Origin of the sequence: Paenibacillus sp. Soil724D2, assembly GCF_001427935.1 — a bacterium.
In the GTDB taxonomy this organism is placed as follows: domain Bacteria; phylum Bacillota; class Bacilli; order Paenibacillales; family NBRC-103111; genus Paenibacillus_E.
The window spans coordinates 131,297-153,886 of the sequence record NZ_LMRY01000006.1 but is presented as its reverse complement, the minus strand read 5'-3'; the positions used below and the strand labels follow the sequence as shown (position 1 = coordinate 153,886).

The 22,590-nt window shown below is 41.6% G+C and carries 24 protein-coding genes and 1 pseudogene; 20 read left to right on the top strand and 5 right to left on the bottom strand.

Translation table 11 applies throughout. The features are described from left to right. Positions 1–450 precede the first annotated feature (450 nt). The 5 genes and pseudogenes from ASG85_RS08060 to ASG85_RS08045 all read left to right on the top strand — a co-directional run bounded on the left by ASG85_RS08060 (position 451) and on the right by ASG85_RS08045 (position 4,506). Positions 451–1,179 carry a GNAT family N-acetyltransferase gene (locus ASG85_RS08060; RefSeq protein ID WP_057304232.1) on the top strand — a complete coding sequence of 243 codons (729 nt, stop codon included), beginning with the start codon at positions 451–453 and terminating at the stop codon, positions 1,177–1,179. Between the two features lie 308 nt (positions 1,180–1,487). Further along, positions 1,488–2,775, top strand: a pseudogene (locus ASG85_RS08055) (IS110 family transposase). Positions 2,776–3,314: 539 nt separating this feature from the next. Further along, positions 3,315–3,485, top strand: coding sequence for a hypothetical protein (locus tag ASG85_RS37695; protein WP_156390025.1), 171 nt, complete (start codon positions 3,315–3,317; stop codon positions 3,483–3,485). A 535-nt stretch (positions 3,486–4,020) separates the two neighbouring features. Beyond that, positions 4,021–4,200 (top strand): hypothetical protein, encoded by a 180-nt coding sequence (locus tag ASG85_RS08050; RefSeq protein ID WP_235550090.1) that lies wholly within the window; start codon positions 4,021–4,023, stop codon positions 4,198–4,200. 15 nt (positions 4,201–4,215) lie between these two features. After that, the gene (locus ASG85_RS08045; protein ID WP_057305265.1) at positions 4,216–4,506 is read left to right on the top strand and encodes a hypothetical protein; all 291 of its coding nucleotides are present in this window, start codon (positions 4,216–4,218) and stop codon (positions 4,504–4,506) included. Between the two features lie 1,307 nt (positions 4,507–5,813). Here ASG85_RS08045 and ASG85_RS08035 read toward each other — a convergent pair. From ASG85_RS08035 to ASG85_RS08025, 3 genes are all read right to left on the bottom strand, one after another. Continuing rightward, entirely contained in the window at positions 5,814–6,371 is a 558-nt protein-coding gene (locus ASG85_RS08035; protein ID WP_057305152.1) for a cupin domain-containing protein, read from the bottom strand. Between the two features lie 133 nt (positions 6,372–6,504). After that, positions 6,505–6,810, bottom strand: coding sequence for a DUF4309 domain-containing protein (locus ASG85_RS08030; RefSeq protein WP_082562345.1), 306 nt, complete (start codon positions 6,808–6,810; stop codon positions 6,505–6,507). 603 nt (positions 6,811–7,413) lie between these two features. Continuing rightward, positions 7,414–8,157, bottom strand: a complete 744-nt coding sequence (locus ASG85_RS08025) for an SDR family NAD(P)-dependent oxidoreductase (protein WP_057305154.1) — start codon at positions 8,155–8,157, stop codon at positions 7,414–7,416. Positions 8,158–8,448: 291 nt separating this feature from the next. Here ASG85_RS08025 and ASG85_RS08020 point away from each other — a divergent pair, with 291 nt between their 5' ends. The 15 genes from ASG85_RS08020 to ASG85_RS07965 all read left to right on the top strand — a co-directional run bounded on the left by ASG85_RS08020 (position 8,449) and on the right by ASG85_RS07965 (position 21,125). Next, the gene (locus ASG85_RS08020; protein ID WP_057305155.1) at positions 8,449–8,868 is read left to right on the top strand and encodes a hypothetical protein; all 420 of its coding nucleotides are present in this window, start codon (positions 8,449–8,451) and stop codon (positions 8,866–8,868) included. Positions 8,869–8,964: 96 nt separating this feature from the next. Further along, a complete protein-coding gene (locus ASG85_RS37680; RefSeq protein WP_156390138.1) occupies positions 8,965–9,105 on the top strand; it encodes a hypothetical protein in 141 nt (46 codons plus the stop codon). Between the two features lie 70 nt (positions 9,106–9,175). Continuing rightward, a complete protein-coding gene (locus ASG85_RS08015) occupies positions 9,176–9,664 on the top strand; it encodes a hypothetical protein (protein WP_057305156.1) in 489 nt (162 codons plus the stop codon). Between the two features lie 179 nt (positions 9,665–9,843). Then, positions 9,844–10,065 carry a hypothetical protein gene (locus ASG85_RS08010; RefSeq protein WP_057305157.1) on the top strand — a complete coding sequence of 74 codons (222 nt, stop codon included), beginning with the start codon at positions 9,844–9,846 and terminating at the stop codon, positions 10,063–10,065. A gap of 240 nt (positions 10,066–10,305) precedes the next feature. After that, complete coding sequence (locus ASG85_RS08005) at positions 10,306–10,629, top strand: winged helix-turn-helix transcriptional regulator (protein ID WP_057305158.1); 324 nt, start codon at positions 10,306–10,308, stop codon at positions 10,627–10,629. 573 nt (positions 10,630–11,202) lie between these two features. Further along, positions 11,203–12,594 (top strand): extracellular solute-binding protein, encoded by a 1,392-nt coding sequence (locus ASG85_RS08000; RefSeq protein WP_057305159.1) that lies wholly within the window; start codon positions 11,203–11,205, stop codon positions 12,592–12,594. Continuing rightward, complete coding sequence (locus ASG85_RS07995; protein WP_057305160.1) at positions 12,591–14,378, top strand: sensor histidine kinase; 1,788 nt, start codon at positions 12,591–12,593, stop codon at positions 14,376–14,378. Before ASG85_RS08000 ends, ASG85_RS07995 begins: the two co-directional genes overlap by 4 nt. Before the next feature lie 5 nt (positions 14,379–14,383). Next, on the top strand, positions 14,384–15,505 hold the full coding sequence (locus ASG85_RS07990; protein ID WP_082562346.1) for a response regulator: 1,122 nt from the start codon (positions 14,384–14,386) through the stop codon (positions 15,503–15,505). A 158-nt stretch (positions 15,506–15,663) separates the two neighbouring features. Then, positions 15,664–17,001 carry an ABC transporter substrate-binding protein gene (locus tag ASG85_RS07985; RefSeq protein WP_057305162.1) on the top strand — a complete coding sequence of 446 codons (1,338 nt, stop codon included), beginning with the start codon at positions 15,664–15,666 and terminating at the stop codon, positions 16,999–17,001. A gap of 73 nt (positions 17,002–17,074) precedes the next feature. Further along, complete coding sequence (locus tag ASG85_RS07980) at positions 17,075–18,031, top strand: carbohydrate ABC transporter permease (RefSeq protein ID WP_235549331.1); 957 nt, start codon at positions 17,075–17,077, stop codon at positions 18,029–18,031. 11 nt (positions 18,032–18,042) lie between these two features. Beyond that, entirely contained in the window at positions 18,043–18,900 is an 858-nt protein-coding gene (locus ASG85_RS07975) for a carbohydrate ABC transporter permease (protein WP_057305163.1), read from the top strand. A gap of 26 nt (positions 18,901–18,926) precedes the next feature. Further along, positions 18,927–19,085 carry a hypothetical protein gene (locus ASG85_RS37675; protein WP_156396480.1) on the top strand — a complete coding sequence of 53 codons (159 nt, stop codon included), beginning with the start codon at positions 18,927–18,929 and terminating at the stop codon, positions 19,083–19,085. A 47-nt stretch (positions 19,086–19,132) separates the two neighbouring features. Further along, the gene (locus ASG85_RS39025) at positions 19,133–19,912 is read left to right on the top strand and encodes an MFS transporter (protein WP_235550089.1); all 780 of its coding nucleotides are present in this window, start codon (positions 19,133–19,135) and stop codon (positions 19,910–19,912) included. A gap of 143 nt (positions 19,913–20,055) precedes the next feature. Then, positions 20,056–20,289, top strand: a complete 234-nt coding sequence (locus ASG85_RS39020; RefSeq protein ID WP_235550088.1) for a hypothetical protein — start codon at positions 20,056–20,058, stop codon at positions 20,287–20,289. Continuing rightward, positions 20,286–21,125: a sugar phosphate isomerase/epimerase family protein gene (locus ASG85_RS07965; RefSeq protein ID WP_057305165.1), complete on the top strand. Its 840-nt coding sequence runs from the start codon at positions 20,286–20,288 to the stop codon at positions 21,123–21,125. Before ASG85_RS39020 ends, ASG85_RS07965 begins: the two co-directional genes overlap by 4 nt. A gap of 329 nt (positions 21,126–21,454) precedes the next feature. On the opposite strand, the gene ASG85_RS07960 is transcribed toward ASG85_RS07965, so the two are convergent. After that, complete coding sequence (locus ASG85_RS07960) at positions 21,455–22,021, bottom strand: hypothetical protein (protein WP_235550087.1); 567 nt, start codon at positions 22,019–22,021, stop codon at positions 21,455–21,457. Next, positions 21,933–22,577 (bottom strand): DNA polymerase III subunit beta, encoded by a 645-nt coding sequence (gene dnaN / locus ASG85_RS07955; RefSeq protein WP_082588008.1) that lies wholly within the window; start codon positions 22,575–22,577, stop codon positions 21,933–21,935. Before dnaN ends, ASG85_RS07960 begins: the two co-directional genes overlap by 89 nt. Positions 22,578–22,590: the final 13 nt, after the last annotated feature.

Genomic DNA, 22,590 nt, shown 5'->3' with positions numbered 1-22,590 from the left:
TCTCCGTTTCTAAGCCACATATAAGTGAAACGATATAAACAATGTTGAAGACCGAATGGACTCGGGGCATAGGGAGGCAATTGTTGCATATATCCCATTATTCGTGGTTCACTCCTTGTTGAAATTAGATTTATAACCAGTTTATGCCCAGAGTCAAAGATTGGGTTGGATGTATGCCTAGGAGCAGGGCGTGTAAAAAAGGTATTTAATGCAAAGGACGGTTACAATCTAACGGAGTACGATAGCTTCACAAGACACAACGGCAGCTGGCACACGATCGGCTGCCGTTGTTCATTGAAGTAACGGGCAGATTTGTTTAATTATGCAATCATGAACACTTCATTGCGTATGTATAAATAATACAATTTGTGGAGTTGATGTTCTTGTGAAATCAAGAAGTGATAAAAAATTTGCTTTTGGATTGGTTAACTTCAGATGGGGGTGTGTTAGTTGGATGAAGAAACCAGATTTAAAGTATATAAGGATTGGGCAGAGCGATTTGATTGTGATATTTCATCAATGACTATTCCGAACGTCATAGTTCGTGAACACTCCAGGACTTTGAAAGGATATAATGGCATTTATTGCTTTTTTAATGGAACGACAAGCATTATATCGTCTCCCACTAAGTATACCTCATATATAAAAAGGGCCATCAGTGGTAGACATCCAATGGAAACTTTTGATGCGAATTTTCTTGTAAAGTCAATTGATATAGGTAAATACAAGGTTATTGGTCCTGCATTTCAGGGATACATTGATAGGGCTTCATTTCTTGAAGCATCTTCCCTTGAAGTTGTAGAACTTGTAACTTCAAATCAACTATCTCTACTTAATGATTTACGTAAATCTTGCTCTGAAACAGAGTGGGAGCATAGCTCCATAGAAATCAATAGACAACCAATACTAGCAAGGATATCTGATGAAAGAATTGTAGCAGTAGGTTCTTGGAGAGTAGAGGAATCTGGTTTTCTTAGCGTAGGTATTTTAAGTCACCCAGATTATCGAGGTAAAGGACACGCCAAAGCAGTTGTAAGTGCTTTAACTAGGAAAGGGTTAGAAGATGGTTTCACGATGCATTATCAAACTTTAATGTCCAATAGTTCGTCAGTAGCTATTGCTAAATCGCTGGGATTTGAAAAATTAGCTTGTACTTTGGCTATAAGGATTCTTGAGTAATTCTTGGATTGGTTTTAGTCGGTAACTAAATATAACCGAGGACCTAACTACTTTGGTCTTTTTTTCACCAGCAGAACACTCAAATAAATAAGTTAGTGTTTTAAGCTAACGGGACACGTTTGTTCAATAAACACACCAATGGGAGGCTGCCGACATGATCGGCAGCCTCCCATTACGTTAACGGGCAGCATTCCTATTATGTAGAAATACGAGGTTTGAAAAATAAAAAGACTCCTTGGTATGATGTTAAAAGGATCCCAGTTGCTGGCCAGCGACAGATCCAAATATCATATCAAGGAGACTACAATATGAATTCTACCCAAAATCAGAAAATAACTCAAATCACTTCAGCTACATTAATTATTGGTGTAGACATCGCCAAGTTCAAACATGTGGCTAGAGCGCAAGACTTTCGCGGAGTCGAGTTTGGTAAGCCAATAGCGTTTGAGAACAGCTTAGAAGGCTTCGAGAACTTTGTAAATTGGTTCAGGAAGATCATGTTAGAACACGAATTTAAAGATGTTCTAGTAGGCATGGAACCGACCGGTCATTACTGGCTGAATCTTGTTCATTATCTGAAGGAACATCATATCTCTTGCGGTGTTGTGAATCCGCTGCATGTGAAAAAAAAGTAAAGAGTTGGATGACAACTCACCAACCAAAAATGACGTTAAGGATGCTAAGGTCATCGCTCAGCTCATTAAAGACGGCAGATACGCTATACCGAATATTCCTCAAGGTATCTATGCAGAATTACGTGAGGCCATGAAAATTCGCGATCACCTGTCTACTGACCTGCGTGTCATACAAGGACGTGTCCATAACTGGTTAGACCGTTACTTCCCGGAATTCCTCACAGTGTTTAAGGATTGGGAATGTAAATCAGCGATTCAAATGCTAAGTCTGAGCATGTTGCCGCAAGAGCTCGTTTCGTTATCAGATGAGTTCTTGCTGGAGCATCTTAGACAAGTAGCAAAACGTGGAGCTGGTATTGGACGAATACAGGCGCTAAAATCCGCTGCTAGCCGTTCTGTAGGCATTAAGCATGGTGTGGATTTAGCTAAGATGGAGCTGCAATTGCTTCTCAAACAGCATCAGCTCATACAAGATAAGTTTGATGAACTTAATCTAAAAGTCGATGAATTACTTAGTCAAATTCCAGGTGTAGATCACCTTTTAGTCATCAAAGGCATTGGTAGAGATACAGTTGCTGGCTTCCTTGCTGAGGTTGGGGACATTGCAAATTACCATCACCCTAAACAAATCGTAAAGCTGGCAGGACTTAATTTACAAGAGAACACATCCGGAAAGCACAAAGGGCAAGCCAAGATAACTAAACGGGGAAGAAGGAAGCTTCGAGCCCTGTTATTTCGAGTCATTATGCCTCTAGTTGCAAAAAACCAAGCTTTTAAAGCACTTCATGAGTACTACACAAAACGACCAGACAATCCTTTGAAGAAAATGCAATCCTTGATTGCACTCTGTAGCAAATTGATTCGGATCTTATTTGGAATCATGAAAAAGGGGCATGTATTCAGTGAATTGAAGATGCTTCAGGATATCCCTCGATTTTCCAATTTAGAATTAGCAGCATAAAATATATCTCTATTAGGAAAGCAAAGCAAAGCAAAGTAAAGAGTACAGATTAGACAACGAAGCACGGATGAGTCGGAATAACACTAACATACGGACGTAGATCCTGTCGGGCAGCATATCCGACCTCCACCTCATGGACAGGTTGAATGAAGGAATGTGGGAGCGTAGACTCTGTGAGACATGGGAGGGTTGACCTCCATGAGACATGTGGAGATCCATAGGTGCAACCATATTATTCCTAAATAACCACTTTTTTTGGCAAGTGGCTAAGTGGAGGCATTCTTTTATATTTCCACACCCAGTTTTTTCATCTAACTCAATATTATCCCATAGGCACGTTGTCCCTAACCTTTAGCAAAGCATTGAAATCCTAAGATTTAGAGAGTATTTAAAAGAAAATCTATTCCTCATAGAGGGAGTTTAATGTAATGTGAGTTTTCCTACAAATATCTCTGAAATAACGTTAATATAGTTATATTTAGTAACTTTTCACAATAACAAGCGTATTTAATTTAGGTAACTTAGGAAGAGGTGCTTGTATGATTGCGTTCAAAACCTTATCGTGGTTAAGTATAATTTATTATTTTTTACTTGGTATTGGTGGTCCAATTTTCATCATTTGGTTTGCCGTTTCTTATGTAAGAGGTATGAAAGAACGTAACAAAATACTTAGGGAATTGGTCGAAAAATTCAAAGATACTGCACCATAAAATACCGAGTTTTTTGTTATTACTACGTTAACGGAGAACAAAATTAAAAAAAACGAACACGTTGGTTATGGAATAATATGTTATTATTAAAGAGCTAAATGAGGTGGAGTGAATAATAGCAACTGTATTTCTAAATTCATGTACCATTTTTATACTTATTATATTTGCCTATAGGATTTACAAATATCGTTTTCAAAAGTACAACAAAGAGAATTTAGGATTAGCATTAATAGGTTTGATAAATGACCTTGTTTTTAAAGGTAAACTAAGTTTTTATCTTATATATATTTCTATATTCATTATTTTTTCAATCTTATTCGCATATCAATTATTTTTCGGATATGAGCGTTTCAGTAAACAAAAAGAAAAAGAAGAAATGATGAAAAACATAAAACCCTAGTTTTGACTTTAACAAGTTCTTAATACTCGTCATGAATTGGATGAACTAACGGATAACGCTAGTTCAATATAAACAGATTAAAACCTCCCATTAGAAGAAACCCTAGATTTAATAGGACTATTGGGAGGTTTTATTATGAATATAAGTCAATTGTGGAAACTGTATGAGGCCGATAAGCGCATCCAGGGATTTAGTATACAAACTCTAAAAGCCTACGCCCTGCAGCTAAAAATGTTAGTTAATGAACTTGGCGATATCCATATTTCAGATGTTACCCTACAGTGGAACTGCAGAAAAATAATTTTAATTATGTAAGGAACTAATGAGCACATGAAACAAGAACTAACTGAAACGTATGTATTTAATAAAGCAAATTTTCTAATTTTACTTAGGATGATAGAAGATGGTGAGAATGAATTTACAATTGAACAATTTTCAAATTGGTGTTGGAGTTATTGGTCGCAATGGAGATCAGGTGATGAGAATCTATTAACGAATATGCAAGATATTGAACTGACAGTGATTGACGAAGTTTTAGAAATTTATTTTAGAGATGATAAGATAAATAAATTTGACTTAGTTATGAAACAATTATCAAATTGGGTTAATAAATTATCGTAGACTTAGAAACAAGATATTAGGTTTTTGAATTAGCTAAGTCGATGAATATGCAGTCGAACATTCAACTAACGGCGAACGTTAATTTAACGAATTCTAGCTACCACCCAATTACGAAAACCGGATTCCTTTGTAGAATACAGGGTCCGGTTTTTTCATGTAATGTATTGCTTAGCGCACGATTTTTTTCCGTTTCGTGAGGTGACTCTACCATGACGATTTTTACAAGGAAAAAGAATGGGAGAATTCTGAAAACAAGTTAAATTGATACCCCGCAGATGATGGCTTGAAATCTAATGGGCGCTTAGATTATTTTGTGTTGTAGATGAGTACATCGTGTATAATTATATCGTAAAGATTGGCAAAAATTTTTTTTGAAGGTTTTCAAGGATGGTAGAGTTGAATCTCAAGAAATCAATGTCTAACAATATATATCGTGGTATAATGCTGATCTCAACAAATGAAGGGGATATAAATGAACAAAGAAGATGTTAAGCAACGTATTAAGGATTACCAGCAGGCAGAAGGAGTGCATNTGGTATAATGCTGATCTCAACAAATGAAGGGGATATAAATGAACAAAGAAGATGTTAAGCAACGTATTAAGGATTACCAGCAGGCAGAAGGAGTGCATCCTCTTACTTGCGGAAACAACAGTAAACACGAGAAATTATACCCTAAGGTGCTTGAACAAGGGTTGGTACTTCTTTGCCCAAATTGCAATTACACTCAAACATACATCCCGGATCTTTTTTTNAAACACGAGAAATTATACCCTAAGGTGCTTGAACAAGGGTTGGTACTTCTTTGCCCAAATTGCAATTACACTCAAACATACATCCCGGATCTTTTTTTCGATGATGGTTTTTATGAGTGGCTGCGAGGCATGAAGAGCTTAATTTAAGTCGAAGGCGGTAAATAATTTTGAAAAGGATACTTACAGTAGCATCAACAATCTAATTCCCAAACAGCCTGGCTGTGTTGTAAAACACGGCAGGCTGTTTTTTTTTATGTTAGAATTCCTGATCTTGGCAAGATCCACGGACTGGTTCGGAGACTTGATCAAAAGCTCTGCAGCATCATTTTGGATTATTTTGTTTAATAAGGATGTACTAAAGTGAAGCGTTAAACTAACGGGCAGTATACTTCCCAATATGTGTCGGAAAATAACGACCTGATGCGCGACGCAAAGGGGTATTTTTAATGAAAAGAGTAGATGTTGCTTATGTGCTTCTCTTCGATGAACAAGGTGAGAATGTATTAATGGTTAAAAACAAAGGTGAGAAATCAATTACAAGCCCTGTGAATCTTTAGGGACAATATTTATTAATAAGTTCTTGAGCAATCCCTTTTTTATAGCCTTTTTGGGCTAAACGTTTCAGTAAATATTTTACAAAAAATGGCATCGCAACATATCGTGAATCAGACATATCTAAAATTAATGCGCCATGTATCTTGTCATGAGGCATGCCTACTTCATTTGCCTTCCCCTCACCTATTAACCCATATAAAATTCGCATTGATTTCTCAAAATTGTGTGCGGGTTCAATTTTAACCCGAAACGTAACTTCATTTTCATTTGATGCATTTAGAAAAGTATGATGTGTTCCTTTTGGGACAGTGAGAGTATCCCCTTTTCTCAAAATTATTTCTTTCTTTCCCTCAACAACCTTGAGCTCTCCTCCCAAAACTTCAAAGCTTTCTTTAAAATTCATATGATAATGTAAAGGGGGACCTCCACTACTCGAAGGCAAAAGTACTTCAATATACTCATAATCTCCATTCGTTTCTTCTCCAGTTTCCAAGAACGTGATTCTCTCTCCACTAAATTTGTGCGTTATTGAACGTGTATCTTTTACAATAGTCATATTTATTTCTCCTTGTACAAGTTACTTTTTTTTATTTCATCTTATTTACATAGGCATTTCCTATTTTCTCCAAAGTATTAGATAATTTCAGTGCATTCTAATTAGGTTGCCGGGCCCCCCTCCTATTCAATCCTTATTTACCCTTTACAACCAAATTGATGTGATCGAGGTTCGTGCTACTGTTGAAAATAAACTCAAGCTGATAAGCTCCACGGATATAAACGATCTTTTTCTGCTCGATGTTGCCGGTCTTGATAACGGTTGAGGAGTGTGACGCTCCCCATTGCTGTTCGAGCATTTTCACCGTTATGCCACCGATATTGGCTGCACGCTCAACATTCGTTCCGAAGTAGCGCAATTCCTGAATTTTGTTCTGGTTGTACGTGTTTACGGAAAATAAAGTTTTAGACTGGCATTGCTGGTCTGATGCGTTTTCTATCTAACAAAATTGGCAACCTATGAAATAAAAGTATTAGACTGACCAAATAAAAGAGACAGCGGTAGGCTCAGAACACGAAAATAAAGTTCTAGACTACCGTTGCCTCTAATCGAACAAACTCCAATCTTCTGCAATTTTAATGTGTCTTGTTAGTTTCAAATTTGGGTACTTTATATCAATTTTTTTCAGGCATTCTATATACTCTTTACTTTTTAATTGTAATGCTAAATCTTCAAATACTTCACTAATCCAGAACTGATAATGCCGATCTTTCTGTGATTATTTTTTTCGCTTCTTCCCTTAACATATTTACTCTCCTTAAGTCCCGCGAAATTACCAAACTATTCTGGCCGTTAATGGCAACTCCAGTCTAGTACTTTATTTTCTCAGTCTAAAACTTTATTTTTACTGGACAGTACGAGACGTCATACCCGGGGTTGCCCATATCTGCGGAATATACATCAAATGCATTCGAACCTTTGGCGGGCTTTTCAGGCTGACCGATGGCTTTGATCACGTCTTGGCGAGTGCTTTTTCCTACAGCACTTGTCGTGTTATAGGATAGGCATGGGCAAGTTTGAGGTTATGTGACGCTTACGTGGCTTACCAGTTGCCAGCGTTTTGACCGCCGTCGACATAAAGAATCTCTCCTGTCACGAAATGTGCGGACTCCAGATACACAATTGCGTCAACAATATCTTGAACCTCGCCCATTCGGCCTACAGGGTGCAATTTAGACAGAAAGCCATGTGTCTCAACCGCATGCATAGGCGTGTTGGTTACCCCAGGCGCGACGGCGTTCACACGAATACCCTTATCCGCATACTCAATCGCTAGCGATTTTGTTGCTGAGTTCAAACCTCCTTTGGTCAGTGCGGCAAGTACAGATGGCAAAGACTTGTGTGGATGTACTACAACCCCACTTCCTGTGATGTTCACGATGTGGCCGGAACCCACTTTTATCATCTCAGTCACCGCACGCTGCGTAACATGGAAAAATCCTGCCAAATTGATTGACAACATCGATGTAAAATCCTCTATAGTGTAGTCCGTGAATGGTTTCGCAATAAAAATGCCAGCATTGTTCACCAGTGTGTCGATCCGGCCAAAGCGAGAAAGCCCTTCGCCGATTAAGCGGTCTGCGATTTGAGTGTCTGAAATGTCGCCGGCAACATAAGCGACGTGTGTACCTGTCGGATCAATTTCACTTGCAGCCTCTACCAGCATTTGTTCGCGGCGGCCATTAATAATTACATTTGCTCCTCGTTTCACCAGTTCAATTGCCACTGCTTTTCCTATACCGCTGCTTCCGCCTGTAATCACTACGACTTTTCCTTGAAATTCCATCTCCCAGTCTCCTTTGATCTAGTATTCGTATCAAGTGTAGTTTGATTATAAATCCAAATTAAATCGGAGTTCAGTGAAGTAGATTACAGTTCTCCATCATATTTTGAAGGTGGAGCGACCACGGCGCAGCTTCCTGAAGGGGGGAGCCATGATCGGAAATTGACATAAAATCGTGAACTACCTAAAACCGATATGTAGTCAGAAGTGAGGTGATAGGCCATTAATAAAGGACTTAATACTGCAATAGAACAAGTATCCCAAATCAATTGGAATTATGACAAAGTAAGGTCAATGGACCAATCCGAGGTAGACGTATCGCTTGTTCGCGAATATTTTAGAAGATTAGCAGTTTTTTTAGACTATCTTTCAGTGGGTTCAAACTATCCATATATTGATCCAGTCAAGCTAATAAATAGGGAAGCTAGTATTAACTATGACGATGTCCTAGAAATTTGCCCAAATGTTAATAAAGCACCGAATGGAGTAACCAAAGCATTGTGTGTGACCCATGTGATTTGGAGGTCAATTGCAGATGAAGGTGACCCCATTGCAATTGAATATAAAGATCTTTTTAAACCATTAATAATATTATTTCAAAGAGGTGGAACTTGGCATACACACCACGGGATGCTAGATGTTAGCAATAGGTATTTGTGTTTTTTAAATGATTGGCGTAATCAGATTGCAGATCAGGCACTTGATTTTAAGTAGTTATTTACTTGTAATAATAAAGAATTATTGGAAGTTAGGAGAACTACAAAAATTGTTCATCAAGATATATAAAGAATTTTGTTAAGCAGTTCAAAGATGGCAAGAACTTCCGATAACACCATATTCACGCTGCGGGCCTTACGGCCCTTGGTCTGCCCGAGGCATTTCGAGGAGTGGAATCAGGCAGACAACCCTGCACTTGCTAAGTCCGTCGGACACGGCGCTATCGCGCCTTAAGCCAGTGAGGGTTCGTGAATACAACAACATTAGCTGAAATTCCTTCAATCGAAAATACAGGAGTAACTCAATGAATCATGACTCAGAGAAATGCGCTCTAGAGGACGCAGCATTAGGGATTTTCATGAAAAAATTCAATGAAATGAATCAAAACAAGTTACATCTATATGTTAGAAATTTAAGACCAGATTTTATATTAAAGGATACCGAGGAGAAACTAGTAGGTCTTGAAATAGCCCATCTCTATTACGATTCGAAAGAAGCTAAGATGTTACTTGGAAGAGATAATAATAGCTCTCATGGTGTGGAAACGATTAATGAATTAATTAATGAACTAAATAATCTAATCGTCAAAAAGGCAAGAAAATATAGGGAATTAGAGTTAGATCATTCAATAGAACTATTGATAAGGAATGCATCACCAATATTCAGAATGAATGATATATTGAGATTTATAGATGAGATAATTGAACAATACACATTTGAACACATTTGGTTTATATCAAGAGATGAGAACAATGAATGGATATTAATAGATCTTGTGAAGCATAGTCAATGAAGTGAAGGAACTTCAGCTAACACCGTATTCACGCTGTGGGGATATCGTCCCTTGGTCTGCCTGAAGCGATTTCGAGGAAGTGGAATCAGGCTGACAACTCTGCACTGCACCACCTAACCGCATCGCATCATTAAGCTAGCGGAAACGTTTGTTGAATAATACGAGGAGGATCTGAAACCTTGAGCCCTAATGATGTATCCAGTAAAGATGAGTTGGTTGCATTTCTTCATACATTGAGACATGATCTATCTAATAATGCTACGAGCTGGGAGAACAAAACATTGGAAAGCTTTTTGGAAGCTATGGCTGCATGGTTAAATGATTCTGATGATGCGAATTCTAAAACGCCTACTTGGAGTCTGCTTGCAACCTCTTTATTGGCTGGTAAGGCATACGAGTAAAAATGTCATTGCGCTAACGAGAAACTATTGTGGAGGAGCTTTCATCGCGGCGACTCCTTCTTTGTTTATTCAAGTTACGGGCAGTATATAGCATCATAATTAAGAATAGGTTTATTGCAATAATCAAACGATTCAAGCGATAACCGGCTCAGCCGTCAGTAAGAAGTATTTGCCGCGAGAGGCCTCAGAGTAAACCTTAGTCAAAGGAAGGCATTACCACGAGCATATCCTGTAAGGAAAATGGCCGTTGCACTAGACATGATCGTAGGGAAATGGAAGCCTATTATCATTCAACATCTCATTCATATGGAAACATTGCGATTTAATGAACTAAGAAAATTGATGCCGGATATCACCCAAAGAATGCTTACTTTACAATTGCGCGAATTGGAGGAGCAAGACATTATTCGAAGGATAATCTATCCTCAAATCCCGCCGAAGGTAGAGTATTCGCTCACGGACCATGGTAAAAGCATTGAGCCTTTGGTGGATGCCTTACACTATTGGGGACTCTTTCATGTGGAGCATATGGAGAAAAAGTTGGCATTTTATAGCGAAGTATAGAAGTGGCATGCTCCCCTTAAAGTAGACAGTTTTAACAAATAACCGCTACTTAAAGGGAGCTTTCTTTGTCGAAGAAGAATGAATTAAGTGCTATAGAGAAATTAGACGTCATACGCGTTAATACTTTAGTGAAATGGCGACATCGATATGAGTTGTACGGAATCTAAGGATTAGAAATTCGTATTCGTAATAACAAGAACAATGCAACTGGTGAGGCCTTTTCTCACCGAGGGACGGGCAGAAATCCGTAAGAAAGGTATTTGGATAATAATGCAGAATTACTTTCCTATACCAAAACGGGGAAGTGCTTGTCTATATCAAGGAACATTCATATGTACAATCGCTCTTGATTTTACTGTCGTTCCGATTCTTTTCGGATTTCCCTAAACAACAATGCTTCCCTTATTTGTAGGGAATCAGTGAGAATTGGGAGCGGCCGAGTTTGGCATCCTGTTCTCTAAATCTTCTGAGGGTGGGCTTATGGGCTTGATTTAGTTATCTACCGGCGAGGAATTCAGGTTAACGGGCAGATGGTTGGTATAAGTAAACAATTCACGGAGATTGGGTGGGAACATGTTGCTTGGCAGATGTTTTATACGGGTTTTTCTGATCTTCGTTCCTCTTTCCCTCTTATGTGTGTTCTCCCTGTTCCAAACGACCGTTGAAAAGGAACGGTCATCCTCCGTCGGCACACTGCAAGAAGAGCGAGGGCCGCAAGTCGAATTAGATTTTTGGAATACTTGGGTTCATAATGAACCTTGGCAGGAGATTATCTATGAAAGAATGAAAAGTTTCGAGAAAGTGCATCCAGAAATCAAACTCCATATGGTTGCTATTCCTCATGATGAATATAAAATCAAAGTAAAAGCCGCCGCGGCCGGGAGGGAACTTCCCGATCTTCTGGTGGTATGGCCAGGAGCGGAAATGCGTCCGCTTGTGGCAGGACGGGCGCTTTCGCCCATAGATGAGATTGTAGACAATTACAAGGACAAATTGATTCCGGCCAACAAACTGATGGATTACGCGGTTGGCGGGAAGCAATATGCGATCCCGACGGTTGTTAGCTTTACTAGCATTATTTATTATGACAAGGCTTTGCTTATGGACAAAGGATATCCGCATTTTCCTGAAACTTACGGAGAAATGAAGCAGCTTCTGACCAGGCTCCGCAATGATGGGAAGATTCCGATCGCTTTGGGCAATAAAGCCAAATGGGTGCTGCAATCCAGTTATTTATCGACGATCGGGAGCCGCTATACCGGAGATGAGTTCCTGGCGGAGGCAATCCGCGGGGAGAGAAGGTTTACCGATCCGGAATTTGTAAGCGCTTTAAGGGTAATCGAGGAATTGAATAAAATGGGAGCTTTTAATTATAACAAGAACAGTTTGGACAATAACCAGCAGGACGATCTATTCATCGAGGGGAAGTCTGCCATGGTAATTGACGGATCATGGGCCCTGCCTAAAATCTCGCAAAAGTTTCAAGGACAATTAGGCTTGGCGGCGTTTCCTGCCGTTAGCGGCGGCAGCGGAAGCGCAACGAGCGTATCCGGGGTGACCGGCCAAGGAATTGCCATAAATGCCGATCTGTCTCCTGCTAAGAAAGCTGCTGCTCTACAATTCATTGAATACATAAATAACGAAATTACCTATAAGAAGCTGTTGCTGACCCAGATGCTTGTACCCGCTAATATAACCTTGCCCAGATACGTAGATCCGGTGTTTAAAGAAATGTTCGAACTCACAAGCGGGGGAATTGCTCCCGTTTATGACGCAGTGCTTCCTACCGACTTAATCGATACTATGAATAATCTCCTTCAAGATATGACGACGCGAAAAGGCTTCGGACCCGAACAGGTCGCCCAAGCGTTACAATCCAAGATGGATGAAATACGAAGGGGGCAGTTCGACAGCACAAAAAGCGTCAATAATCTAAATGTGGCAAAAAAGGAAGAGGCACCATGAAATGGAACATCATTCGATTCAAAAATTTAAGCCTTAAATGGAAATCCTTCCTCATCTTTATGATACTTGTCTCCATCCCCAGTATTACTCTGGGGGCTATCGTTTTATTTCAAACGGATCAAATGTTAAGGCGGCAAGCCGTGGATTCCACCTTACGTGTTTTAGATACGCTCGCCCAGAATGTAACTTCCATCATGGAAAACGTAGAGGATATCTCTTCGTACATGATTTATGACAATCAATTCCGAAAATACTTGTATGGAGGGAAGGATCAAGAAGAAAAGGAATTCAGCAACCTGCAGGACAGTATTCATGCATTTAGCGCATTTCAAATTATAAATAAGAGATATTTGGATTCCATCGAACTTCAGGGCCTAAATGGCGTGTTACTTACAATTGGCGACCCGGTGACGGTAGATGAAAGCAAGTGGATCCGTGAAGCGGAAGAGGCACATGGCGGCTATGTGTGGAGCGGCGCTTATCCCGTTATTAGCACGTGGACAGGGAAACAAAAATACGTCATCTCTTTGATCCGGCAGATCCATGACATAAACGAATTAAATAAAACCATCGGTTTGGTGCGAATCCGATTGAGTGAGTCTTATTTTTATTCGCTGATTAGCACCAAAGGCTTTTCGCCATTGACAGGATCGGTCTCTATTGTTGACAGTGGCGGAGATATTTTGTCCCATGAAAATGAATTCTACATCGGCAAAACGTATCCGGATCCTGTGCTGGTCAAGCAAATGAATGAGGGAAAGAATCTGTTCTCTTATTCGAACAAATCGGGCGGTTATCTCGTCGTTGCCCGAAAGATCGACCATACGAATTGGTATCTTGTCGCCAAGGTCGACCAGCTTGAAATTATCAAAAATTTAGATTCTATTCGAACTTCGATTAAAGGGATGACTCTGTTTTCCATTACTTTGGGAATCATGGCTTTAATAGGATTTTATTGGGTGATTATTCGACCGATTACCGAACTGACCCGCATTACCATTCAGGTCGAACAAGGCGATTTTGAACCCAAGTTCAAGGTCAAAAGTAATGATGAAATCGGAAGACTAGGTCTTCGCTTCAATAAAATGCTGCGGACGATTCAACGTTTGATCGAAACGAAGTACAAGCTTGAGATCCAGCAAAAGGAGTCTGAACTAAAAGCATTGCAAAATCAGATCGACCCGCACTTTCTCTACAACACGTTGGATACGATTCATTGGACCGCACGTTTAGAAAATGCCAAGGATACCAGCAAGCTCATTGTGGCGCTCTCCAAGTTGTTTCGCATTAGTTTAAGTAATGGAAAGCTGTGGATTACAATCGAACAAGAACTGGAATACGTAAGAAACTATTTGATACTGCAAAAACAAAGGGTACGCTTTCCGCTTTATTACGAAATTGATAGGGAAGACCACCTAGCAAGCGTCCTTGTACCCAAAAAAATTATTCAACCATTGGTGGAAAATTGTATTATTCACGGTTTCAAAGAAAATCGCGAATCAGGGTCTATCGAAATCCGTTGTACTTCCAAGGACGGGAGCTTATGTATAGATGTAATGGATGATGGGCGAGGTTTTAATCCACAACAGGCACTTAGCGTTATTTCGGGGGATTCGGAGCATGGCTTTGCCCTAAGAAACATTCAAGAGCGACTCACTCTGCTGTTCGGGGAAACCTTCGGCCTGCAATTTTTTGTTGGTGAGGGAAATGGGGCTCACGTCCGAATCACTCTGCCTATCATTCACAACGAAGAAGCGATGAACTATAGGATGGGAAAGGGGTAGATGGAATGAAAGCCAGGGTATTAATCGTAGATGACGAACCAGTGATATGCAGGGGGCTCAGATTGACGGTTCCTTGGGAAGAGATCGGGGTGGAAATAATCGGCGAGGCGTATAACGGGGAGCAGGCGCTGGCTATCGTACAAAAAACGCCGGTTGACGTTATTTTAACGGATGTCAGAATGCCATCCATGAATGGACTTGAGCTCGTGGAAATTTTGTACCGTGAGGACTACCGAATCAAAACGATAATATTAAGCGGATATGATGAATTTACTTATGCAAAAAAAGCGATCCGCTTCGGTGTCAGAGATTATTTGCTTAAGCCGGTCGACGTCGATGAGCTCATGGAAGTCATTAGGAGATTAGTTTTGGAAATCAAGAAGGAATCAGCCGGGCAGGCGGAGCTAGAGACAACCGATGGGTTTGATCGTAAGGAGGTGTCCCCAACGCAGGAGCACGCCGAGAGAACAGTGGGAAAGCTTTATCCGAGGGAGCTGGAAAAACGACTGCTTGAATACCTGTTTCAACATCGCCATGACGATCTCCGCCAGACCGTGGATCATTTATTTGCCTATTTTAACCAACATCATTATTCGTTTGAAGATGCGTTTCAGGTGTGCCTGGAAATACATATGCTCGTTCACCGTCGGTTTCGGGAAACGGCTTGCTTAAAGGATTTGGTACCTCAATTATCAAATCCGTCAAATGTGCTGGGGAGCAAATCCCTTACTTCACTTATGCACATGTTTTGGGGTACGCTTGCTAAAACCTCCGAGCTATTGAAACGGGGCAGCGTCGGGAAAAACCGCTGGATTATCCAAAGAGTCAAGAATTATATGCTTGAGAACTATCACATAGAGCTTAAATCGCGGGAGCTCGCCGAAATGATTCATGTTACTCCCAACTATTTCAGTTCCATTTTTAAACAGGAAACCGGAAAATCCTTCAATGAATATTTGAACGAGATTCGAATTGAGAAAGCAAAGGAATTGCTAAAAACAACCTCCGAGCAGGTAGGGACTATCGCCATAACAGTTGGCTACAATGATTATAAATACTTTTCCAACGTATTTAGGAAATATTGCGGAGTTGTTCCTTCGGATTTTCGGGTACTAAGCAAGGTATAGTAAACAAAGTTTAATTTTTTCGACTAAATCGTAATTTAGTGGGATATGGAAGTAAAGGAAAATGTTCTAGAATTAAGAAAGCGGTTACATGTCAGATGTGCCGAATTGATAGTCATTCCATTCAGGAAAATCCTTAGGGGAGATTAGGAGGTCATCCAATGAAAAAAAGAGGAAAACCGATTTTGATTACACTTGCTTCGCTAATGGCCGCATCCACACTGTTATACGGCTGCTCCAATTCGCAGCCCGCGAGCAGTAAAGAAAAAGTGGAAATCACTTGGCTAGTTAGAACCGACCCTAACATGATCGATTGGGAAAAAGATGTGATCTCGGGTTTCCAAAATGCAAACTCCAATATTACGATTAAATTGGAGCAAATTCCGCAAGCTGAAATTGACCAGCGGTTGACGACGATGATCTCCAGCGGCAAAGTGCCCGACGTATGGTCCGCCAACTGGGCAAATTCCGGCTTTGCAACTTATAACAAAATGGGTGCTCTTCTCGATCTGACTCCTTACGTGAAGACAGACGCCGACAAAATGGCTACAATTAACAAAGATATCATGAACATTTACAATATTAACGGAAAAATTCTTGGAATTCCTATGCTGGCCATCGGCAGCTTCATGTTTTACAACAAGGATCTGTTTGATAAGGCAGGGGTACCGTATCCACCTACAAGCTGGGACGATAAGTCCTGGACCTATGACAAGATGCTGGATACAGCTAAGAAACTGACTCATGATGTGGGCAATGCGGATAAGCAAGTGTTCGGCATCCTGAACAGCATGAGCCCTAATCTTCAGTCTTGGGGATTTGGCGGGGACTTCTTCAAGGCGGACGCCTATAAGACAGCTGTAATGGGCGATCCAACGGCATCTTCTAATTCGGCTAATAAAGAGGCCATCCAATTTAACGTGGATCTGATTCAGAAATATAAAGTGGCTCCTAACCAAACGACACTGGACGCGGTTACCGCGATTGGAGATCCGTTCTTAACAGGCAAAGTGGCGATGGTAGTCAACGGCGGTTGGGGATTCTGGAGCTACCAGTCTGCTAAATTCAAATGGGGCGTAGCGCCGATTCCGTATCATGACGGCCGTAAAGTCCCTCTTTTCGTAGATCCGTGGAATATCAGCGCGAAGAGCAAGCATCCTAAGGAATCTTGGGAATTTATTAAATATCTTGTCGATCCAAAAGGTGGAGGCAAGACATTCATGGAGAAAACGTCTGCAACCCCGGCTGATACTTCGCTAGCCGATCAGTGGTACAAACAAATGGCAGATAAAGTTGGCTTGAAGGTAGAGGATGTTAAGTCGTTAAATGAAGGTGCCATTAAAAACGGACGTGAAGCGGATAACCATCTCATCGATAAGTTCTCCGTCATCAGTACCACTATCAACCAAACGATCAGTGGCGTATGGAACGGCCAGAAGAGTGTGGACGACGGCTTGCAGGAGATTGACAAGAACCTTCGTTCCTTGAACATGAAATAACAATATCCTAATAATTTTGCAAAGTTTCCCTTGGGATGGACCAAGGGAAACTTTGTCAAATCGAGGTGATACGATGAACCAAACCAATCAGGCTAGAACTCAACTTGGGGGAATGGCTGTACCTATCAAGAAGAAGAGGAATCCGGAGCGTGCCAGGGAGGAACGAGCATTTTGGTACTTTATCTCTCCTTGGGCCATTGGGTTTCTGCTCTTCACCGGAGGCCCTATATTAGCGTCTCTCTTCCTTAGCTTCGCAGATTATAATGTTGTGGACTCCCCTAAATTCGTCGGACTAGGCAATTATACCGCTTTGTTTCAAGACAAACTTTTTTACAAATCTATGAGCGTGACTTTTTACTATGCCATATTGTCGGTCCCGTTTACCATCATTTGTTCTCTTGTGCTTGCAGTGCTCTTAAACAACAAAATCAAAGGACAAGCGGTGTTTCGGACGTTGTATTATACTCCTTCGATCGTATCAGGCGTTGCCGTTTCCTTTCTGTGGTCTTGGCTGCTGAACCCGGATTTCGGGGTCGTGAATTCGCTCCTAAGCCAGTGGTTTCATGTCAAAGGACCAGGTTGGTTTACCAAACCCAATACCGTCATTCCCTCTATGGTGCTGATGCAGCTTACCTCGCTAGGGGGAACAATGGTGATCTTTCTGGCCAGCCTGCAGAGTTTGCCGTCCGACCTGTACGAAGCGGCATCAATCGACGGAGCTGGCAGACTTAAAAAGTTTTTCAAAATAACCATTCCGCTCATTTCACCCGTCATTTTATTTAACGGTATTATCGGCATCATCTCTTCGTTTCAGGTTTTCACACAAGCCTATGTTATTACAAAGGGCGGTCCGGACTGGAACTCGTATTTTTACGTTTTGTATTTATTTAACACCGCTTTCGCCCAGTTCCGGATGGGGTATGCATCGGCGCAAGCCTGGATTTTGTTTATTGTCATCTTCATGATGACAATGCTGTCGCTTTGGGTGTCCAGACGGCTTGTATATTATGAATATGACAGCAAACAGTAGGAGGGAATGGCATGTTGAGAAATCGCAGAATCACTCACGGCGAGCTTAGCGGAATTAGTAAAACGGTCGTTTACGTACTTTTGCTGTTGGGATTGTTGTTGTTTGCTTTTCCTTTATTTTGGATGCTGACTACTTCCCTGAAAGATCTTGGAGACGTTCATAAGCTGCCGATGACCTGGATTCCATCGCCGTTCCGCTGGAGCAATTACGCGAAGGTGTTCCAGGATGTCCCCTTGGCCCGGTATATCCTCAACACGGTGGGCTATACGGCCATAACGATGCTCGCTGTTGCGTTAGCTTCTTCGCTGGTGGCCTTTGGATTTGCTCGATTGCGTGCGCGTGGCAGTAAATTTTTATTTTTGCTTGTCTTAAGCACCATGATGATTCCACCGCAGGTGACGTTGATCCCGCAGTATCTGTTATTCAATAAATTCGACTGGATCGACACGTATTTACCGTTGGTCGTTCCGGCATTTGGCGGCAGTGCGTTCATCATTTTCCTGCTTCGTCAATTTTATATGGGATTTTCCAAAGATTTGGACGAGGCGGTGAAAATCGACGGCGGAGGCTATTTTACGATATACCTGAAGATCATTTTGCCTCTTTCGATTCCTTCTCTGGCTACGGCGGCCATCTTGGAATTTATGTACAGGTGGAATGATTTGATTGGTCCACTCATTTATTTAAGTAACGGTGACAAATACCCTTTATCCCTGGGGTTGTCCAACTTTACGGCGGCTTACTCCGCCACCCCTTGGAATTTGTTGATGGCTGCTTCCGTAGTAGCTGTTTTGCCTCCGCTGCTGCTGTTCTTTTTTGCGCAAAAATATTTTATACAGGGTATTGTGATTGCCGGTTCTAAAGGATAACTTCATGAAAGCGCGGTGACGGAAACTTGAAATGGGGTATTAGTTCCTACAGCCCGTATAGGTCGTTAACCTCAGGGGAAATGACTATTCCTGATGTGGTGGAGTGGATCGATGGCGTTGGGGGGGAGCATGTGGAAATCGTACCTTACGGCTTTCAATTGGACGATAATCCCGAAAGACAATGAGACTTGTTTCAGATGTGAGACTCTTTTTGACTGTCGGAGGCGCGGGAATGCTCCTATCCATCATGCTGCTGTACGGTATAGGGACAGGAATCCTAGCGCCCATGAACGCCATTTATTTGCATGATCACCTCGGCTTGACCAAGGGGGAAGTGGTGACAGTATATTCCGTTTCGCTCCTGCTAAATATGATCACCACAATTTCAGTAGGCATCGTCAGCGATCGCATAAGGCACAAAAAGAAGCTGCCGCTCTTGGCGGCTTTGATTTGTTTGGCCGGACTGTCCTTCTATATGCGTGCGGATGGTTTCGTGGGCGCGTTAATCGGCATGTCTATTGCTACGGCTCCCTCGGGGCTTATCATGGGTCAACTGTTTGCGATGGCGAGAAACCATTTTGCGTTAAAGGCCACTTCAATCCTGGAAATGTCCCTAGTGTGGCTTCGGGGTGGATTCAGCGCGGGATTTTTTTTAGGACTGCTGCTCGGGGCCAATCTTTATCTGCTTTTCGGTTTTCAGGGTGTGCTTATAGGGAATTTATCAGGGTACATCGGACTGATTGTTATTTTGCTGTTATACAAGGAAGTCAGCCCTTCACATACCAAGGTTGCCAGGGGGAAAGCGGAGCCTTTCTCTCTTGTTATGCTGCTCGCTCTACTAATGCTCTCTTGCGCCGATTCCATTCGAGGCTTGTATTTACCGTTGGTTGTGGACCGTTTATTCGGGAAACCGCAGCTAATGTCGTATCTCTGGAGTGCCCAAGCTGTATTTGAGCTGCTGTTTATGACGATAACCATTATTGGGCGGCCAAGTACGGGAGTAAGCAGATAATTGCACTGGGAAGTGTATTTGCTCTTCTCGCCTATATTCTTTATGCGACTGCCGCACCGTTGCCGCTCTTTTTTGCGGTTCAGCCTTTCTATTCGATTTACGTGTCAATTCTGTACGGGGTGGCCATGGGAGTTGTACAGCGAATGTTTGTCCATCGTACAGGATTCGGGTCAAGCTTATACGTATTTCTGACGCAGGGTGCATCTTTAATCGGATTTTTATTGCCGGTGCTTGTGAAGGGGATTTCGACTGCCATTTTTATCATCCCGATTATTCTGGTATTATGTGCCATTTTGATAATTAAAAGGCTTATAGCGGGCGAAAAGGTTGTAAATAGCAAGGTTAATAACGCGAAGCTCACGGAGGGGAAATCATGAAGATCAGCATTTGTTCCTATAGTTTTCATCGGCTGTTGGCTGCGGGCAAACAAGATATTTTCCAATACATAAAGGATTGCAAGGAATTGGGCTGCACGCAGCTGGATTCTTGGAACGCACACTTGTCTACGATCGAGAAGGGGGAGGAAGTGATTCATGCAGGGAGGAATCCGGGGGAATCCCAGCATCTTACTTCCGTGGACGACGATTACCTGCTTTCGGTGAAGCGGGCTGCCGATGAAGTGGGGCTGCCTTTCGGCTGTATTGCCGTCGACGGAGCCCATATTTATGAGGAGACGGAAGAAGGCCGCCGGCGCAATCGGGCCCGGGCATACAGATGGATAGCCGTCGCAGAGAAGCTTGGAGCCTCGCACATCCGAATCGATGCGGGCGGTCCGGAGCAGTGGACCGAGGAGCAGTTTGCCATTACGGTAGATGGTTATCGGGACGTTATTGGACGCGCAGCGGAAGCGGGGCTTCAGGTTGTTGTTGAAAACCATTGGGGGCCAACAGTGCAGCCCGATCAGGTCGTAAGGCTAATAGAGGCGCTGCCGGAATTAGGTTTGCTCCTTGATTCATGGAATTGGGCACATGGCAAACAAGCGGAAGGGTGGCTGAAATGCGCGAAGTATGCGAAAGTTACACATGTCAAAACGTTCAATTTTACAGAGAACGGTGAAGAACTGACGCAGAATATCCCCGCTTTTTGCAGGCTGATGAAAAAGAGCGGCTTTCAAGGCGCATGGGGAGTGGAAAGCGTGCCTCGCACAGATGGGGAGATACAGGCCGCTAGAAAAAGCATCGAGCTTATCAAGCGTTCCGTTTCTGGACCCTGATATTCGAGAATGAGAACTTATTTATCCGGGGCTGGGATAGTAGAAGTAACGATTACAGGTCTTTATAAAAATATTTGGAGTAAAAAATAAGGGGCAAAGCTAACGTTAAACGATAGCGGAAAAATGTATGCCGATGCATCCGTTTTTTGTTCGCTGTGCTAACGGGCAGGATAGTGGAGTAACGTTGAATTAATTTGCGATACGGTTCTCCACAATTAATTGTCTGGTAATGTTGAGATTGTCTGAGAAACACTTGCTTTGATTTTCGAACGTATTGCTTATTATATTTGGGAGAGAGAGTACCTATCGTTAAATAAATTAACGACTATTCAACTATGTGTCCTCACAGGAGTGATTAAAAATAATGTAGACGAGGGTTTGATCTCTGGTATTATGACTACGGGACTTGCTTTCCCTGTGAACCTTATTCTGACATGCTTACTATCAATACTACGAAGTATATCAATAAAAAACCTTCCGTTGAGGGATATACTAAAATCATCACCGCTCATTTCCATTAAAGGAACCTCATCTTGTACATCCCCAATCTCCGCAGTTCTAGATAATAGCTCTAGGGCTCTTGTAGTTGCTAATAGCCTTATTATACTTTCACCAGCTAGGACCGTGACGCATTCAACAGCACGCAATAATCGGGTTGTATCAACTAACACTTCAGATAAATATGATTGTGGAATTACATTTGTTATTGATGGAAAAGTACCTTCGATTAGAGCGGACTCAACCTGTAGTTCATTTGCCGTAAATCTAACTTGATTGGCAATCACATCAATTTCGGTTGCATCATCATCATTTCTTAACATTTTTATTTTTGGCTGGAATAAGAAATTTGGTACTGCTGTTAAGAGTGTTTTCGGTATGTATAATTTTGGAAGCAAGGCGAATTCCATCGGTAGCAATTAGGTTCACTGAATTATTATTGTAATCAAATGAGACTCCCGTTAATACGGGTCTCATTTCGGACGTTGAAGCCGCAGTTGCAACTTGCTTAATTGTGGCCTTTAATAAAGCATTGTTAATTCGGAGCTTATTGTCAGGATTGTGTTCGTAATTATTAATTAACGGGAATTCTTCAGGATCCATACCGCATAAACGAATCTGTGATTTCCCTGACACGATGGTGAGTATTAAAGGCTTGTTTATTTCAAATGTAATTATATCAGCAGTAAGTTTACGAATTACCTCATTAAAGTAACGTGCTGGTACAACAATACTACCTGTTCTATGTACATTCAAAGAATTATTATCCCGGGGGATCCTAAACTGTATCCTCATACTTGTATTACTTGCAGTAAACACTATTTCATTTACACATGCCTGAATACATATACCCGATAGAATGGGTATTGGGTTGTTCGAAGATACAGCTCTTAACACATGCTGTAGAGCGTTGATAAGAGAATCTTTTGATATGTTTATCAGCAATGCCCTCACCTACCTCAGAAGT

Coding starts and splice junctions, on each gene's coding strand:
- ASG85_RS37695 (WP_156390025.1), top strand. CDS start 3,315: ATGATTGCGTTCAAAACCTTATCGTGGTTAAGTATAATTTATTATTTT.
- ASG85_RS08050 (WP_235550090.1), top strand. CDS start 4,021: ATGAATATAAGTCAATTGTGGAAACTGTATGAGGCCGATAAGCGCATC.
- ASG85_RS08045 (WP_057305265.1), top strand. CDS start 4,216: ATGAAACAAGAACTAACTGAAACGTATGTATTTAATAAAGCAAATTTT.
- ASG85_RS08035 (WP_057305152.1), bottom strand. CDS start 6,371: ATGACTATTGTAAAAGATACACGTTCAATAACGCACAAATTTAGTGGA.
- ASG85_RS08025 (WP_057305154.1), bottom strand. CDS start 8,157: ATGGAATTTCAAGGAAAAGTCGTAGTGATTACAGGCGGAAGCAGCGGT.
- ASG85_RS08020 (WP_057305155.1), top strand. CDS start 8,449: ATGGACCAATCCGAGGTAGACGTATCGCTTGTTCGCGAATATTTTAGA.
- ASG85_RS37680 (WP_156390138.1), top strand. CDS start 8,965: ATGGCAAGAACTTCCGATAACACCATATTCACGCTGCGGGCCTTACGG.
- ASG85_RS08015 (WP_057305156.1), top strand. CDS start 9,176: ATGAATCATGACTCAGAGAAATGCGCTCTAGAGGACGCAGCATTAGGG.
- ASG85_RS08005 (WP_057305158.1), top strand. CDS start 10,306: ATGGCCGTTGCACTAGACATGATCGTAGGGAAATGGAAGCCTATTATC.
- ASG85_RS08000 (WP_057305159.1), top strand. CDS start 11,203: ATGTTGCTTGGCAGATGTTTTATACGGGTTTTTCTGATCTTCGTTCCT.
- ASG85_RS07995 (WP_057305160.1), top strand. CDS start 12,591: ATGAAATGGAACATCATTCGATTCAAAAATTTAAGCCTTAAATGGAAA.
- ASG85_RS07990 (WP_082562346.1), top strand. CDS start 14,384: ATGAAAGCCAGGGTATTAATCGTAGATGACGAACCAGTGATATGCAGG.
- ASG85_RS07985 (WP_057305162.1), top strand. CDS start 15,664: ATGAAAAAAAGAGGAAAACCGATTTTGATTACACTTGCTTCGCTAATG.
- ASG85_RS07980 (WP_235549331.1), top strand. CDS start 17,075: ATGAACCAAACCAATCAGGCTAGAACTCAACTTGGGGGAATGGCTGTA.
- ASG85_RS07975 (WP_057305163.1), top strand. CDS start 18,043: ATGTTGAGAAATCGCAGAATCACTCACGGCGAGCTTAGCGGAATTAGT.
- ASG85_RS39025 (WP_235550089.1), top strand. CDS start 19,133: ATGCTCCTATCCATCATGCTGCTGTACGGTATAGGGACAGGAATCCTA.
- ASG85_RS39020 (WP_235550088.1), top strand. CDS start 20,056: ATGTTTGTCCATCGTACAGGATTCGGGTCAAGCTTATACGTATTTCTG.
- ASG85_RS07965 (WP_057305165.1), top strand. CDS start 20,286: ATGAAGATCAGCATTTGTTCCTATAGTTTTCATCGGCTGTTGGCTGCG.